The 15,197-nt window shown below is 55.3% G+C and carries 16 protein-coding genes; 9 read left to right on the top strand and 7 right to left on the bottom strand.

The features are described from left to right. Positions 1–38: 38 nt before the first annotated feature. The gene (locus C5Y83_RS12110) at positions 39–1,142 is read left to right on the top strand and encodes a M24 family metallopeptidase (RefSeq protein WP_199195032.1); all 1,104 of its coding nucleotides are present in this window, start codon (positions 39–41) and stop codon (positions 1,140–1,142) included. Between the two features lie 162 nt (positions 1,143–1,304). On the opposite strand, the gene C5Y83_RS12105 is transcribed toward C5Y83_RS12110, so the two are convergent. Further along, positions 1,305–1,859, bottom strand: a complete 555-nt coding sequence (locus tag C5Y83_RS12105; protein WP_105330001.1) for a YqgE/AlgH family protein — start codon at positions 1,857–1,859, stop codon at positions 1,305–1,307. 33 nt (positions 1,860–1,892) lie between these two features. Continuing rightward, entirely contained in the window at positions 1,893–2,903 is a 1,011-nt protein-coding gene (locus tag C5Y83_RS12100; RefSeq protein WP_105330000.1) for a ketoacyl-ACP synthase III, read from the bottom strand. A gap of 409 nt (positions 2,904–3,312) precedes the next feature. Between C5Y83_RS12100 and C5Y83_RS12095 the strand changes: the two genes are divergently transcribed. Next, positions 3,313–3,861, top strand: coding sequence for a hypothetical protein (locus tag C5Y83_RS12095; protein ID WP_105329999.1), 549 nt, complete (start codon positions 3,313–3,315; stop codon positions 3,859–3,861). A gap of 3 nt (positions 3,862–3,864) precedes the next feature. Here the strand turns inward: C5Y83_RS12095 and C5Y83_RS12090 are convergent, their stop codons facing one another. Then, positions 3,865–4,395 carry a hypothetical protein gene (locus C5Y83_RS12090; RefSeq protein ID WP_105329998.1) on the bottom strand — a complete coding sequence of 177 codons (531 nt, stop codon included), beginning with the start codon at positions 4,393–4,395 and terminating at the stop codon, positions 3,865–3,867. A gap of 500 nt (positions 4,396–4,895) precedes the next feature. On the opposite strand from C5Y83_RS12090, the gene C5Y83_RS12085 reads away from it, so the two are divergent. The 4 genes from C5Y83_RS12085 to C5Y83_RS12070 all read left to right on the top strand — a co-directional run bounded on the left by C5Y83_RS12085 (position 4,896) and on the right by C5Y83_RS12070 (position 9,318). After that, entirely contained in the window at positions 4,896–6,587 is a 1,692-nt protein-coding gene (locus C5Y83_RS12085) for a serine/threonine protein kinase (protein WP_105329997.1), read from the top strand. A 288-nt stretch (positions 6,588–6,875) separates the two neighbouring features. Next, positions 6,876–8,291, top strand: coding sequence for a 3-isopropylmalate dehydratase large subunit (gene leuC / locus C5Y83_RS12080; protein WP_233207199.1), 1,416 nt, complete (start codon positions 6,876–6,878; stop codon positions 8,289–8,291). 63 nt (positions 8,292–8,354) lie between these two features. Beyond that, positions 8,355–8,951, top strand: a complete 597-nt coding sequence (gene leuD, locus C5Y83_RS12075; protein WP_105329996.1) for a 3-isopropylmalate dehydratase small subunit — start codon at positions 8,355–8,357, stop codon at positions 8,949–8,951. 85 nt (positions 8,952–9,036) lie between these two features. Then, positions 9,037–9,318 (top strand): hypothetical protein, encoded by a 282-nt coding sequence (locus C5Y83_RS12070; RefSeq protein ID WP_105329995.1) that lies wholly within the window; start codon positions 9,037–9,039, stop codon positions 9,316–9,318. Positions 9,319–9,340: 22 nt separating this feature from the next. On the opposite strand, the gene C5Y83_RS12065 is transcribed toward C5Y83_RS12070, so the two are convergent. After that, the gene (locus tag C5Y83_RS12065) at positions 9,341–10,006 is read right to left on the bottom strand and encodes a hypothetical protein (protein ID WP_146117754.1); all 666 of its coding nucleotides are present in this window, start codon (positions 10,004–10,006) and stop codon (positions 9,341–9,343) included. A gap of 233 nt (positions 10,007–10,239) precedes the next feature. Between C5Y83_RS12065 and C5Y83_RS12060 the strand changes: the two genes are divergently transcribed. Then, positions 10,240–11,259, top strand: a complete 1,020-nt coding sequence (locus C5Y83_RS12060; RefSeq protein WP_105329993.1) for a hypothetical protein — start codon at positions 10,240–10,242, stop codon at positions 11,257–11,259. 159 nt (positions 11,260–11,418) lie between these two features. Here the strand turns inward: C5Y83_RS12060 and bioB are convergent, their stop codons facing one another. Next, complete coding sequence (gene bioB / locus C5Y83_RS12055; protein WP_105329992.1) at positions 11,419–12,432, bottom strand: biotin synthase BioB; 1,014 nt, start codon at positions 12,430–12,432, stop codon at positions 11,419–11,421. 190 nt (positions 12,433–12,622) lie between these two features. Between bioB and C5Y83_RS12050 the strand changes: the two genes are divergently transcribed. Further along, entirely contained in the window at positions 12,623–13,213 is a 591-nt protein-coding gene (locus tag C5Y83_RS12050; RefSeq protein WP_105329991.1) for a PSP1 C-terminal domain-containing protein, read from the top strand. Between the two features lie 44 nt (positions 13,214–13,257). On the opposite strand, the gene C5Y83_RS12045 is transcribed toward C5Y83_RS12050, so the two are convergent. Next, positions 13,258–13,773: a DinB family protein gene (locus tag C5Y83_RS12045; protein ID WP_105329990.1), complete on the bottom strand. Its 516-nt coding sequence runs from the start codon at positions 13,771–13,773 to the stop codon at positions 13,258–13,260. Between the two features lie 38 nt (positions 13,774–13,811). Next, positions 13,812–14,297, bottom strand: a complete 486-nt coding sequence (locus C5Y83_RS12040) for a VOC family protein (RefSeq protein ID WP_105329989.1) — start codon at positions 14,295–14,297, stop codon at positions 13,812–13,814. Between the two features lie 330 nt (positions 14,298–14,627). Between C5Y83_RS12040 and C5Y83_RS12035 the strand changes: the two genes are divergently transcribed. Beyond that, the gene (locus tag C5Y83_RS12035) at positions 14,628–15,194 is read left to right on the top strand and encodes a hypothetical protein (protein ID WP_105329988.1); all 567 of its coding nucleotides are present in this window, start codon (positions 14,628–14,630) and stop codon (positions 15,192–15,194) included. Positions 15,195–15,197: the final 3 nt, after the last annotated feature.

Genomic DNA, 15,197 nt, shown 5'->3' with positions numbered 1-15,197 from the left:
TGCTTGCCCCACCTGAATATCGTATAGGGAGAACTATCATGCTGGGAATCAACGTTGAAGCGTGTCGAAGTCGGCAGAAACGCCTGCTCAAGGCCCTCGAAGATCAATCGCTGGATGCGATTGTCATCACCCAAAACGAACACGTCCAATGGCTAGCCGGCCCACGCTACGAGTGGAAGTTTTCGCCAGCAGCTGTCCTTTTTGCGGATGGTCGTTTGGCACTGGTCGCCCCGAACGAAGCCCCTGAAACGGCGGCCGCGGACGACGTTCACACTTACGAAGCACAGTGGCTGTGCACCTTGCGCAACGACCAACGGGCCGCCTCTAGTAACGCGGTTTTAGGTATTCTCCGTGAAGGAGGCAATCTGAAGCGTCTAGGCGTAGAGTTTTCCAGCTATCCGGTTCACGTCTCGAGCCAGTTCTCGGCCGAACTGGTCGATGTCGAGCCTGAGCTTTATCGTCAGCGTCGCAAGAAAGATGCGGACGAGTTGGCCAAGCTTCGCATGGCAATCAGCGGCACCGAAAAGATGTACAAAAAGGCCCGCGAGATCATTTGCCCTGGCATCAACGAGTTGGAAGTCTTCAATCAACTGCAAGCCGCTGCTGTTGCCCAATATGGCGAAGCGCTGACCGGTACCGGGAATGACTACGCCAGTGGCGAAATGGGTGGCCCAGCTCGTGATCGTAATGTGGAAGATGGCGAACTGTACATCTTGGATCTCGGTCCTGCATTCCGTGGCTATTTCGCCGACAACAGCCGCGCGATCGCCGTTAACGGCAAGCCGACCGACCAGCAGCAGGAAGCTTGGACCTACATCATGAAGGTCTTCACCCATCTCGAATCGGTGGTGAAACCCGGTAAGAGCTGCAAAGAGTTGTTCCTGGAGGTGCAAGACATCCTGAAGGAAGCTCCGATTGGCGAGTTCCCTCACCACTTGGGGCACGGTATCGGTCTCTACCCGCACGAAGCTCCTCACTTGAACTCTTGCTGGGACGATACGTTCGCTGTCGGCGATGTCTTCACCTGCGAACCCGGCTTGTACGACGAGCGTCTCCGCTTCGGCATGCGACTCGAAAACGATTACTTAGTTACCGAGACCGGCGTCGAAAATCTCTCGCCCTTCAAGATGGAACTGGCCTAGTCATCATGGAATGCCGCGCCTGCGTTGAGGTAGGCGTGGCTCTGGACTAGCTTTTCAGCCCACAGAGATTTCTGAGGCGTCCCATCCGCGAAGAAGTGTAACCACCGATTGCACAGATGGTCACGGAAAGAAGTAAGCTTGATTCCAGAGCTCCCGCACGGCTCAGTTCATGTTCGGATCTTGCGGCATGCTCTTCAGATTGAGCGATTGTCGCATGATGTTCGAGCCGACTTCTCCGGCAACGCTTTTCCATAAAAGGTCGGTATCGGATTCGAAGATCGGCTCTTTGGTGGCCGGTAGCGTTAGCCAGCCACCGACTTCCATCTCGTCTTCCAACTGCTGAGCTGCCCAGCCGGAATATCCCAGGAACAAGCGATAGGGACGTTCTCCTTCGCGGATGAGTGGCTCGATGTTCTCGCGTTGGGCGGCAAAATAAACGCCAGGGATGATCTCGATTTCGGAGAGCTCTTCCACCTGGTGAATGGCCATCAAGGGACCTTCGACCGGTCCTCCTTGCAAGACATGTTCGGTGGCGTCGACCTGTTCGCCGCTGACGTTCTTCCACATCTCTTGCACGGTCAGATTGATTGGGCGCGTTAGCACCAGGCCAAGTGCCCCTTCCTGATCGTGTTGGACCATTAGCACCACGGTCCGGAGAAAATTGGGATCAGGCAGATAGGGAGACGCGATTAAGAATTTGCCAGCCAGAGTTTCCATCGTTCGCGAACTCCTATCATTGGATTCGTAACGTCAGGCACCGCTACCGTAGGTGTCGTGCCAGATGCAGCCTCCCCACGACCAACCAACCCCGAATCCGACCAGCAAATGCTTGGCTCCCTTCTTCAGGCGACCTTGCTTTCGTAAATCGTGGATCAGAAGAGGGATCGTCGCTGAGACCGTGTTCCCCACGTTTTCCAAAGCGATCGGCATGCGGTCCGAATCGACCCCGAGGCTTTCCTGTAACTGCTCCAGCATTTTACGGGTGGCCTGGTGAAATAGATAGAGTTCGACGTCGGAATTCGGTATGCCCGCCGCCGAGAAGATGTTTCGCACCAGTTGAGGAATCGCACCGACGGTGAAGTTGATCAGCGCTGGGCCGTCCATGTACAAGCGGCTGTTCCAGCGTTTGCGATGCCGCGGCGTATGCGCGTCTTTGGCCGGTCGAGCGCCACCATCAGTCACCATCAGCGTATCAGCACCACTGCCATCGGTTCCGAATTGGAATCCATCGAGCGTCGGTTCGTCGGCCGCATCGATTAGCGTAGCGGCAGCCCCGTCTCCAAAGATCGTGCGAAGACTGCGATCGTCGTGATCGATGTATTTCGAGTAGGTTTCAGCCGTGATAAACAGCACACGCTTGGCCACACCAGCCCGGATCAGCCCTTCCGCAAGTGACAAGCCGTAGATGAAACCGGAGCAGCCCAGATTGAAATCCAACGCCCCGCACGAGAGTCGCAGGCCAAGACGCTGCTGCATCAGGCAGGCCGAGGTGGGCAACGGATAGTCAGGCGTCTGAGTACAGAACAGTAGAAAGTCGATCGACTGTGGATCGATATTGTGTTCTTCGAACAGCCGTTCGGCTGCTGCGACCCCCAAATCCGAGGCGCATTCGTCTTCAGCCGCGATATGCCGAGCCGCGATCCCCGTCTTCGGATAGATCAAGTCCATATCCCAACTGGGGTACTCGGCTTGTAACTGTTGGTTGGTCTCAATCCTTTCCGGCAGATAGATAGAGATAGGACCGATGGATGCGTATTTCACAAACGAAACTCTTCACTTCTATTTTGACTTGGGGGATCCGGCCTGTGACCAGCGAAGAACGGCTCAAGCCACCCAGGGCGCAATGCGCAACATTCGGGGTCCTCGAAGCTTATCAATTCCGCGATACGTGCGATACCCTGGCGTGCGAATTACCAACTTTGACGATGGTCGACGACCGAAGTGTAAAGCAGAATGGCCACTTGCGCATTGCCGGTGGCCATCCGCACCTCCCCTGCCCTGATGGTAACCCGCGGTAGTCCGGTTAGGTAAGCTGCTTAAGCTGTAACGCGCCGTGGGCTGGGCTTTCGCAGGAAGTGGGGAAAAACTGCGGTCGAGGTGCATTTTCTGCCGAAGAGACGAGGGTATCTAACCTACCAATCTGTGGTCGTCGTTTTGAAGGGAATCAAAATTGGCTGCCGGTCGTGTTCTGCAGTATTTGCTGAAGTCGTGGTTTTCGAAGCCGGTTCACCAGCGCGAAATCTATTCTTGGATTCGCCAACATGCCCCGGTGGTCAAGATCGCTGAGATCGGACTAGGAAGCGTCCAACGCGCCCAGGAGATCATTCAGTTCAGCCAGCTTTACGCCGAGGACCAACGGATCGAATTCCTGGGCATCGACATGTTTGAAGGTCGCCCCACCGGCGACGGCATGCCGCTGAAGACCGCCCATAAAACGTTGAATGCCACCGGCGCCAAAGTTCAATTGGTACCGGGAGATGCGTCGATGGCTTTGCCACGGGTTGCCAATGCGTTTCGCGACGTACAACTGATGATTATCTCAGCGGATCAAGACGCCGATGGCATCCGCCAGTCAATCTCGTGGATGCCACGAATGCTGAACGAAAAAAGCCTGGTGTTGTGGGAAGTCCCCGATGCCAAGGGAAATCTGAGCTTCGGTCGCTACAACATCTCGCAAATCGAAGCAATGGCTCCGGCACCGATGCGTCGGGCAGCTTAGTGTCTACGGTTCGACATTCGGCAGGGTCTTCTTCACGGCGAGATAGCCAATGATCGACCCTGCCACTGCTAGCGGCACCGAGCCGACTAGGCAGAGAAACGATCCGAGAAAATAGCCGACGCTAAATGCCCCAATGATCGGCAATCGCCCGTTGGGAATCATGCGCCAACCGATCGCACCCAACGCAAGGTTGCCGAGAATGTAAGCGGCAACCAATCCAGGGCCGTAATAGACTCCGAGTAAATAGGTGAGATATCCGAGCGGAAGTCCGATACCCGCCACGGCGAGAAAGCGAATCAGCCAGTTTCCTCTGGCGCCGACGACCGCCCCCATCCATAACCAGAGTAGGTTGATACCCATCGCCATGAAGGTTGATAGTGGGTCAGCAGGGGTTCCCAGGTAGGCGGCGGCGTTAGATAACGGACTCCAAACCCATAGTGGAACGAGGCAAACGATTGTCATCCCATCTCGAGGATGGCTGGCCTCGGCAGCGGTGGCTGGCGAAGCGAACGGGTTCTGCGAGGAAGAATTCATGGTGTTCCGAGCGCGCGATACCTAACAGTCGCGAAGGTTCTGCCCTTCTAAGATCTAAGTAGTAAAGCGAAATCGCGATAGTGAACTTCGCCTAAATTAACAGCCCACACATTTGGTTCTCGTCTGTCCGCCAGCGAAAGTGGATACCCACTCCCCAAGAGTACCAATTGGCTACCAAATAATCAGCGGAACTATGCGGCTTTCCAGAACATTTTGAAGCATAGGCGTGTCTTTTCAGGTAAGTCGTACTATAAGGAAGGAGTCTTTCCGGTGCCGCAATCGTGATCGTCTTGCTAACGGCTGATTGTGCTCCGGAAAGCTGGTGCTAAAAGTCGACTATTGAAGCTAATCGCCGGATCGTCCCGAAATGGCGTATTTCGAGAGAGCGTAAATGGTTAAGCCGAGAATTGGAAAGATTCGCCTCTTTCTTACGAACACGTTAATATAAAACAACGAAGGAACACTCCGCCCTTTTCGCGTGAGACTCTCTAAGCAGCTTTATGGCCAGTGACACTCCCCCAAATTCGATGGATCGGCATTTTGAGGAGACAATCGTTGCGCCTACGGGAGGCTCCGTCACTTCGACGCAATCTTCCTCGCCGCACATCGCGTTAGTGGAAGGATCGTCCAGCCCGCACTTCTCGCGGGTGACGCAATCGCTTCTTCGCTTCCGTCTTCGGATTGCCACGATGGTGATGTTCGGCATTTTTGCCGTCTATTTCGTATGGCATATCTACGATCATCTGATCGGAGCCGAAGTTGGCAGCAGCGAAGGGTCGTTCTTAATTAGTTTACATGCCGGCATCCTGGTAATCCTGGGCGTCAGCGGTTACATGCTGTGCCCAAAGTGTGACATGCGTCGCGGACTCTTGCGAATGCAGGAACTCGTTACGTTCGGGCTGCCAGCTTTGTTTCTGATATTGCTTCAGTATCACAGCATGCAAATCTGTGCGGTGCGGCATAACATGCTGCAGAATCCGGCGCCGGGTTGGTTGCTGTTGATCTTCATTTATGCCTTGTTCATTCCCAACAAGTGGCAGCGAGCTGCGTTGGTGATTGGGGCAATGGTCCTGGCGCCAATCGTTTTGCTGGGATATGCTTGGGCGACCGATAACGCCTGTGCCGCGGTGATGTATGGCAGCCCGGAAATGATGGCCGAAATCGCCATGAAGATGGTCCTCTGCGGCGGTGTTGCTGTGTTCGGTGTTTACACGATTAACGTGCTGCGAACAGAAGCCTTTCACGCGAAGCAACTCGGCCAATACCGACTCAGCCGCAGCCTCGGTGCTGGGGGCATGGGCGAGGTGTACCTGGCTCATCATTACCTGATGAAGCGTCCCTGTGCGATTAAGATTATTCGCCCTGAGAAGGCGGGCGACTCGAACGTGTTGGCTCGTTTCGAGCGAGAAGTTCACGCTTCGTCCAAGTTGTCGCACTGGAACAACATCGACATCTACGACTACGGCCGTACCGAAGACGGGACGTTTTATTACGTCATGGAGTACCTGCCAGGCTTGAACGTCGCGGACTTGGTCCACCGATTTGGTCCCTTAACGCCTGGGCGTGTCATCCACTTGCTTCGTCAGATTTGCGATGCGTTGAACGAGGCTCATTCGCAAGGCATGATCCACCGCGACATCAAGCCAGCGAACGTCTTCGCTGCGAAACGTGGTGGTTACTTCGACGTTGCTAAGTTGTTGGATTTCGGTTTAGCAAAGCCAATCGCTTCGACTGAAGATTCGAATCTGACTCAGGAAGGGATGATCACCGGTTCGCCGCTTTTCATGTCTCCGGAACAAGCCAGTGGCGAGAGCGAGCCTGATAACCGCAGCGATATTTACTCGGTTGGCATCTTGGCCTACTTCATGCTCACTGGCCACGCTCCATTTGAGTACGATCGCCCCATTAAGGTAATCATCGCACATGCCCACGAACCGGTTGTTCCCCCATCGCAGGTGATTGCCAGCGTTCCCGAAGACCTGGAAGCGATCGTGATGCGATGCCTCGAGAAGGACCCCAATAAACGGTATCAGGCCATTCTCGATATGGCGGAAGATCTGGAGAGGTGCGAATCGTTCGGCACTTGGCGTCAGTCGGATGCCGTCAAATGGTGGACCGAAAACGAGACGATCGCCGAATGCCCCCAACCCGATGCGGTGGAAGAAACGATGCCGGTCAGCATTCGTTCGTAAGCCACTCGCCAGGGTCCTTTAACCTTGTATTCCCCTCAGTGAAGGGGGTTGTTGCTTTGCTTTCTGGATAGGTAAACGATCGAGGGAAGTAGTATCTGAATCGGACGAGAGGGGCGGCGACTCCCCTGCCCCTCCCGGTTGGCGGCAAAACGAGATATAATACCGGGCTACCATTATGCCCACTCCCCTAGGCTCTTAGCTGGGGAAATGGCTGGCCGAGCGAACTTTCTGTGTCGCTTGTGTCCTTCTGTTATTGGCCTAACTAAATGCCGTTAGGGGAAGAGTTGAATGATCGCGGAAAATGCCCCCCGTACGATGTTCCAGAAGATCTGGGACAATCATTGTGTCGTTGCCGAACCAGGCAAGCAGACCCTTCTGTACATTGACCTTCAATTAGTGCACGAAGTTACCAGTGCGCAAGCGTTTGAAGGCCTGCGGCTGGCTGGCCGCAAGGTTCGCCGCCCGGAACTCACCAAGGCGACGCCGGACCACAACGTGCCGACGACCGATCGCTCGCTACCGATCGTCGATCCCATCTCGAAACAGCAGATCGATACGCTGCGCCGCAACTGCGAAGAATTCGGTGTCGAACTGTTCGATCTGAACGATATCAAGCAAGGTGTCGTCCACGTGATCGGTCCCGAACTTGGCCTCACGCAGCCTGGCATGACAATTGTCTGCGGCGACAGCCACACCGCCACGCATGGTGCTTTCGGGGCCCTGGCGTTTGGAATCGGGACTAGCGAAGTCGAACACGTGCTCGCCACGCAAACCCTGCTGCAAAGCCCGCCCAAGACAATGGAACTTCGTATCAACGGAACGCTTGGTAAGGGCGTTACGGCGAAGGACCTCGTGTTGTTCCTAATTGGTCACCTCTCTACCTCTGGCGGAACGGGCTACGTCCTGGAGTACACCGGCGAAGCCATTCGCAACTTGACCATGGAGCAGCGGATGACCGTCTGTAACATGTCGATCGAAGCAGGTGCCCGAGCTGGGATGATCGCTCCCGACGAAACGACGTTCGAGTACATCCGCGGTCGCGAATTCGCGCCGAAAGATATGGACGCGGCGATCGAGCGATGGAAGAACCTTCCTTCCGATCCAGGTGCGCAGTACGACAAGGTGATCGAGTTCGATGCGAAGGACATCGCACCACAAGTGACTTGGGGCACGAACCCTGGTCAGGTTTGTGCGGTGAACGCCAACATTCCTTCCCCTGGCGATTTCGCCGACGCGACCGAACGTCGCTCGACCGAATCGGCCTTGGAATACATGGACCTGAAAGCGGGCGCCCCGATGACCGACGTGCAGATCAATCGCGTCTTCATTGGCTCGTGCACGAACGGTCGTATCGAAGATCTGCGGGCGGCAGCCAGCGTTGTGAAAGGCCACAAGAAGGCGGATCACGTCCACGCGATGGTGGTGCCTGGCAGTGGTCAGGTTCGAAAGCAGGCTCAGGAAGAAGGTCTCGATAAGATTTTCACCGAAGCCGGTTTCGAGTGGCGTGAAGCAGGTTGCAGTATGTGTCTGGCCATGAACCCAGACAAACTGGAGCCAGGCGAACGCTGTGCTTCGACCAGCAATCGCAACTTCGAAGGTCGCCAAGGTAAAGGTGGTCGTACCCATCTGGTCAGCCCCGAGATGGCCGCCGCCGCTGGCATTTCTGGCCACTTCGTCGATGTCCGCGAGTGGGAATTCAAATAAGCTCGCCGATCGTTACCGCACACCGGTCGGCTCGGCCGACCTTTCCATAAGTGACATAGCACCATGCAACCATTCATTAAAGAGACCGGCTTGGTCGCGACCATGGATCGCGCCAACGTCGATACCGATCAGATCATTCCCAAGCAGTTTTTGAAGCGGATTGAACGAACCGGCTTCGGTCAGTTCCTCTTCTTCGACTGGCGTTTTCTGGACGACGGCTCGCCGAATCCCGAATTCGAGCTGAACCAGCCTAATGTTAAGGGAGCTTCCATCCTGGTAGCTCGTCGTAACTTCGGTAACGGTTCCAGCCGTGAACACGCCGTTTGGGCGATCGACGATTACGGCATCCGCGCCGTCCTGGCACCCAGCTTTGCGGATATCTTCTTCAACAACTGCTTCAAGAACGGCGTCTTGCCGATTCCGCTGACCGAAGAACAAATTGAGGACATCTTCCAGCGTCAGGCCAAGACCGAAGGCTACCAGCTGACGATCGACCTGGAAACCAAGAAGATCACGGACGAGCAAGGTCTAGAAATTCCGTTCGAACTCGATGACTTCCGCCGTCACAAGCTGCTCAACGGCCTGGACGATATCGCCTTGACGCTCGAGAAAGAATCGGACATCGCGGCTTACGAGAAAGCTCACGGCATCGGTGCTTAGTGTTCGCGAAGCCGCGAGTCTCAATCTTTGGGTCCTCTCTTCTTCGCTGAGAGGACCAGATTTTACGAGGTCTCTGAGGACTCCGATGAACGATTTCGTTACTTCCATCGCCGCCGATTTCTCCGAGAACGCTTTCCCGCAACTTGGCGTTCACGAGCCAATTGACGCGTACATCGACCCGATCGTGAATATTTTCGGTGAGTCACCCACTCAGGACGAAGCGATCGCGGTCTACAAACATCGCATTTCCGACCTGACCGCCGAACTTAGTGAATGGATGGAAATGGACCTCGAAGAAGACTTCGTCCGCCAATGGACTTATGTGGCGTTGGTGAACTATTTCGGCGAAATCATCGACGAGCCGTAGAGCGGTCTTGTTCCGGGCCCGCTTACCCGTCGGGAGTCGTCGTGGTAACCCACGAGGCATTTTCCCGCACGAAATAGAGGGTGGTCCTGGTTTTGCTAACTGGATTCGCCAACGTGCCGCTCGCTCGATTTCCGTTGATTCTGATATCCGAGAGCACGGACTTGGTAAAGGTGTCCGAAGGGTTGGGACGCGACTGGGCGCCAGGCTCCGTTCGCTTGAACAGCGTCGTGACTTCCTGCATGAACTGCCATTGGTCCTTGATTTTTCTGCCGATGGATGCCGTTAGACGCATCCGCTCTTCACTTGCCGGATCATCCAACGGTCCCACCACGCTCGCAATATTCATTTTGTCGAGCCCATGCTTGCGAAGCAGTTGCACGGCTAGTTCTTCCTTGTCGGTATGAAGCCGAATGTGACGTTCGACAAGGTAAGCATATGTTCCTGCCAGAGCATCCCTTTCTTCCCGAACGTAACAGCCAAACATCGTGTACAGGTCACGCGTTTTCATGGCTTCGGTCAAGCGATCGTAACACTCTTGGGGCGATGCGTTGACGATTCTCAGTGGCTGTTCTTCAAGCGGCAAGTTAGCTGTCGCCGGGGAAGGATCGTCGAGACCATTCTGCCCTGGCTCGCACCCAACTAGAAGAAATACGATAACCAGAATTAGACGCACTCGAAATAGAAACATTGCACGTCCGTTTATGCAAAATCGCGACGGCCAGAAGTCGCAAAAACCTGTCGAAGTGGGCAAATCGTGTCGCTTCGATGATACATAGAATCGACAGACGTAACCATTGCTAAGCAAGACAACACGTTCCGAAATCTGAGACTCAAAGGCCTCTCCACGCTTGGAAATCGCCGCCTTGCGCGGCAAACTATAGGCATACAACCGCATCTAGTTTCCGAGAACGAGGCCCTCGCATGCTCTGCCGATTTGTCCTGCCGCTTTCATTTGTCCTCTTGCTTGCCGTTTCTGCCAACGCGGAGATTAAGCCGGAAGTGATTCTTGAAGGGCTGAAGTGCCCGACCGGGGTGGCGGTGCAGCCCGAGACAGGCATCGTTTACGTTTCGGAATCGGCCGCTTCACAGATCATTCGTGTGGTCGATGGCAAGGCGGAAGTCGCCATCAAAGAATTTCCTCACGATGAATACGGCAAAGGCCCAACTTACTTGATGGGGCCTCTGGGCTTGGCGTTCATGGATAAAGATCACCTGGTGGTCGGCGACGGTAGCCTGAAAGATGGTGAAGAAGTCGTGCGGGTTTACCATGTTGACGAGATCGGCAAAGACGGTATCAAAGCCGACATGGGCAAACAAACCAACCCGCTTAAGCCGAGTGATGACGTCCCAGGCGAAGGTAACTTCTACGGTGTTGCGATCGATCAAGACGCCATCTACGTGACCTCCAACGGCGACGATAAAAAAGGCTGGGTGGCTCGCTGTCCACTGGAAATGGATGGCCTGGGGGAACTGACTCGCTATATTCCAACGAAAGAAATGGTCGATGTCGACGCACCTGCCGCGATCGTAATTAGCCCGCGCCGTGAAATCGTTGTGGGACAAATGGGCGAAATCAGTGAAGCAAAAGACAGCTTGTTGACGTTCTACGACCAAAAATCGAAGAAGCTCTTGTTAAGCCTGACGACCGACATGCACGACATCGTCGGCCTGGCCTACAGCCCTAAGACGGGCCGCTTGTACGCCGTTGACTACAGTTGGGCCGATCCGAAGCAAGGAGGGCTCTACCGCTTGGATGCCATCCGCCGCGACGGCAAGCAAGCCATTAAGGCGACCAAGCTCGTCGACCTCGACCAGCCAACCGCCATGGCGTTCAACGCCGACGGCGAACTGTACATCACCGAATTCGCTAACGGCGACGGAAAAGCAGAAGGCAAAGAGCCTGCAACTGGGAAACTGCTGAAGATTGGCGAAGGGTTGTAGGAAAAACGGCAGATTCCTGTAGGTCAGGCTGTGCCTGACAAGCAGCAGAATCGACATTCCAATCGGCTTACATACGTGCGGTGTTCTATTCGCACGAACACCGCTTCCGTCAGGCACAGCCTGACCTACTCGTTCCAGCCTACGAAATGCTTCTCGCGACTAGGCCGAGCCGACCGAGACTTCTTCCGTCTTGGTGACCGTGAAGCCCAGATCTTCCAGCATGCGATAGTCGTCTTCCGCTTTCTGCCCTGGTGTCGTCAGGTAATCCCCCAGGAAGATCGAGTTCGCGGCGTAAAGGCCCAGCGGTTGCAGGCTTCGGAGGTGGATTTCGCGGCCGCCAGCGATGCGGAGTTCGCTGGTTGGGTTGGCGAAGCGGTAGACGGCCAGGATACGGAGGCATTGGCGTGGCGTAAGATCTTTTCCCAAGCCTTGCAGCGGTGTGCCGTCGATGGGGTTGAGGAAGTTCACTGGAATCGAGTGCACGCCGAGATCACGCAGTTCGAGGGCCATCTTCACGATATCCGCTTCCGATTCCCCCATGCCGACGATACCGCCGCTGCACAGTTCGAGTCCTGCATCGCGGACGGCAGAAAGCGTTTGAATGCGATCTTCGTACGTGTGGGTCGAGCAGATTTTTTCGTAGTAGTCGGCACTGGTGTTCACGTTGTGGTTCACGCGATCAACGCCACAGGCCTTCAAGCGATCGGCTTGTTCGTTGGAAAGCAAACCAAGACAAGCACAGATCTTCAGGTCGTACTTCTCTTTAATCTCAGGGACAATCGTTTCGACCGCCTTCATTTCCCGCTCGTTGGGGCCGCGGGCCGAGATCACGATGCAGTAGGTCTTCACATCCCGTTCGGCGGCAACCTTCGCCCCTTCCATCAACTTGTCACGGCTGAGGAAGTTGTATTTGGGGATCTCAGCGTCTGAGACTTTCGACTGCGAGCAGTAGCCACAATCTTCCGGGCAGAGGCCGCTCTTGGCGTTCATCAACTGGTACAACTGCACCGTTTTGCCAAAGTGCTGGCGGCGAATCTTGAACGCGGCGGACATCACATCCAACAGTTCGTCATCGGACGAATTGAGGATCGAAAGGCCCTCTTCCAACGTCAATTGATGACCACGAAGGACTTCATCAGCAAGGACAGACCAGGATTGCGTCGTCGTCGACATCGGCGGCGTTCTCTTCTTTACTTTCGGACAGATCCAGGAACAATGAGCGGCAGGACGCTTTTCACTGCACGAAAAACGCCCCAGGCCGACCGATCATTCTAAAACGCTTGCCGCCCAATTGTAAGGTCAGTGCCCGTCGACACTTGGCAGCACCCCCGATTTGGGCCAGAATGCAGGTAAGGAGACCATTTTGATCCACGAAAACGTGACCGATTCCCCCGAAATTACGCGACATCACTTCGTCCGCATTGGCGTACTGGGACACGTCGGCCGCTTCACTTCGGTCGATGCGGTGGCGTATTCGCGTGGAATGCGGGTCATCTGCCGCACTTCCCGCGGTCTGGAAGTGGGAGAAATCTTGGCTCCGGCTGGCGAAGCCGAGAGCAATTCGGCCGATGGACCCCAGTCAGACGGTTCGATCCTACGGGGAGTAACCGTCTCGGATGACCTTCTTCTGGCTCGCTTGGAACGGAACCGCCAAGAAGCCTTCGCCGCGTGCGAGAAGGAACTGGCCGAGCGTGGGATTGGGATTCCCTTGCTAGAAGTCGAGCAGCTTTTCGACGGCAGCTCGCTCTACTTTCACTTCTTGGGGGATGTCCCGCCGGAAGTCACCGAGCTGACCGATCGCCTGGCCGAAACCTACAATGCTGCGGCCGGCATCAGCCAGTTTTCCGATTTGCTGGAAACCGGCTGCGGACCTGGCTGTGGAACCGCTGACAAGGCAGGCGGTTGCGGCGATTCGTGCGTGTCGTGCTCGATCGCCGGGGCGTGTAAGAAGTAACGCTGCCTAGCCCGGCGTTTTTCTAGTCTGCCTCATTCGCCTCGCTAAAAATCTCGCAACTCTCGAGAAGGGACGAACAATCGCTGTTTTCCGGCGGCGGCGCGGACGACGGTAAGCCCGCCAAGGTGGCCGGTCGCGTGACAGGCCACGATCAGAATGGCCGAGCCGGCCGTTTCGAATCCGCCGAAGCCTGGCGGCTGACACTTCGTCGGCTGATCGAGCCCTTCTTCCCCGACGTCATTCAGGAACGCATGCGTTTGCTCGCGTAGCTCCTTGAATTTCGCCACAACTTCTTCATACGGCGGATAGGCGGCTGGATCGTCGACCGGCTCACTCCCCCAATCGAACAGTGGCTTCCAATCTTTTACCGGATTGGGAATCCCATGGAGGATTTGTTGTAAACGTCCCTCCACCACAGTGAGATGACCAGCGATCCACATTGCGTGGTTACCACCCCACGGCCCTGGCCGTAGCAGTGGAGCGTCGCTCATTTCGCTCAGGTGTTTCATGCCCATGTCGCTAAACGCGAGGGCAGTGCGAAGGGTATCGATCGCTTTCATGGCCGGGCTCCGTTCTTGTTGGTATACACCGTGTTCGCTTAACCGCGTCGCGCTGCTTCGATGGTGGCGATGTCGATCTTCTTCATTTCCATCATCGCGTTGAACGAACGCTGGGCCGCTTCTGGATTGGGATCAGCGATGGCTTCGGTAAGTGCGATCGGCGTGATTTGCCAGGAGAGTCCCCACTTATCGCGGCACCAGCCACAAGCACTTTCTTCACCGCCGTTGTCGACGATCGCATTCCAGTAGCGATCGGTTTCGGCTTGGTCTTCCGTCGCGACTTGAAACGAGAAGGCTTCGCTATGCTTGAACGCTGGTCCACCGTTCAGGCCAAGGCAAGGAATCCCCAGCACGGTAAAGGTGACGGTCAGCACCTGCCCTTTTTGCCCGCCTGGGAAGTCGCCGGGGGCGCGATAAACCTGATCGACCGACGAATTGGGAAACGTGTCGGCATAAAACCGAGCCGCCTCTTCCGAGGCATTATCGTACCAAAGACAAATCGTGTTCTTGGCGGGTTTGCTCATGTGTATTTTCCAATGTGGTATTGGTCGCTAAGGGACTGGATCAGGATCTGTGAATAGCCTTGCGTTCGTAGCGCTCAGCATGGGAAAACCAATGGTCGGTGCTCGCTCCCGTTGAAGATTGGTCGAGTGTTTACGGGCGAGATCGACATACTCGCAGAAAAAAATGACGAAGTTAAGCTTTTTGCGCTCTACTGCCGTAAATTGAGGCGATAGAAGACCTGGTTAGCCAACTCTTGCCATGCCGCATCGTCGCTGGCGAGAACCGGATGATCTTCCGTATTTCAGGGACTGGATGCCTGGGCTCACTCGACTTGTCACCTTACCAAACAAATGATCACGCTTGCGGATATAAAAACGTCGTCAACGATTGTCGAAGATCTCGATTGGCCGTTCGATTTCTCCTTGGAACGTGCGGAAGATGACATCGACTGGATTCAACTGAAGCCAACCGTGCCGTTTACGGTCGTCGCAGGCGAAGGAACTGGAGTGGCGTTTTTAGCGTATGGGATTGGCAAACTTGAGACCTTACCCTTGTTGCACGCAACCTCGGAAGGTCAGTCTGGACGCGTCGCTACGAACCTAACCGAGTGGCTTGCTATTTTGATGGCGGTTCCGTATTGGCGAGACTTGCTCCACTTTTCAGACCAGGGCGATCTGAGTGAAATGCGGCGCACTGCAGTCTTCATGGAAAAGGAATACCAAGAAGATTATCCCGACGTGCCAGACGCCCGTCGACGGATCATGGAAGTTTTACCGATACCGATGCTCGAGGATCCAATACAGGTCTTGCATGCCAATGTACATGCGACCGATTGTGTCGTGATCGCCGAGGACGGGTATGAATATGGTTCGTTGTTCAATAAGTTCAAATCTTCCGACAATCCAAGTTGGCGATAGGGA

The organism is Blastopirellula marina (genome assembly GCF_002967765.1).
Taxonomy (GTDB): domain Bacteria; phylum Planctomycetota; class Planctomycetia; order Pirellulales; family Pirellulaceae; genus Bremerella; species Bremerella marina_A.
This window is presented reverse-complemented; position numbering and strand designations above follow the sequence as displayed.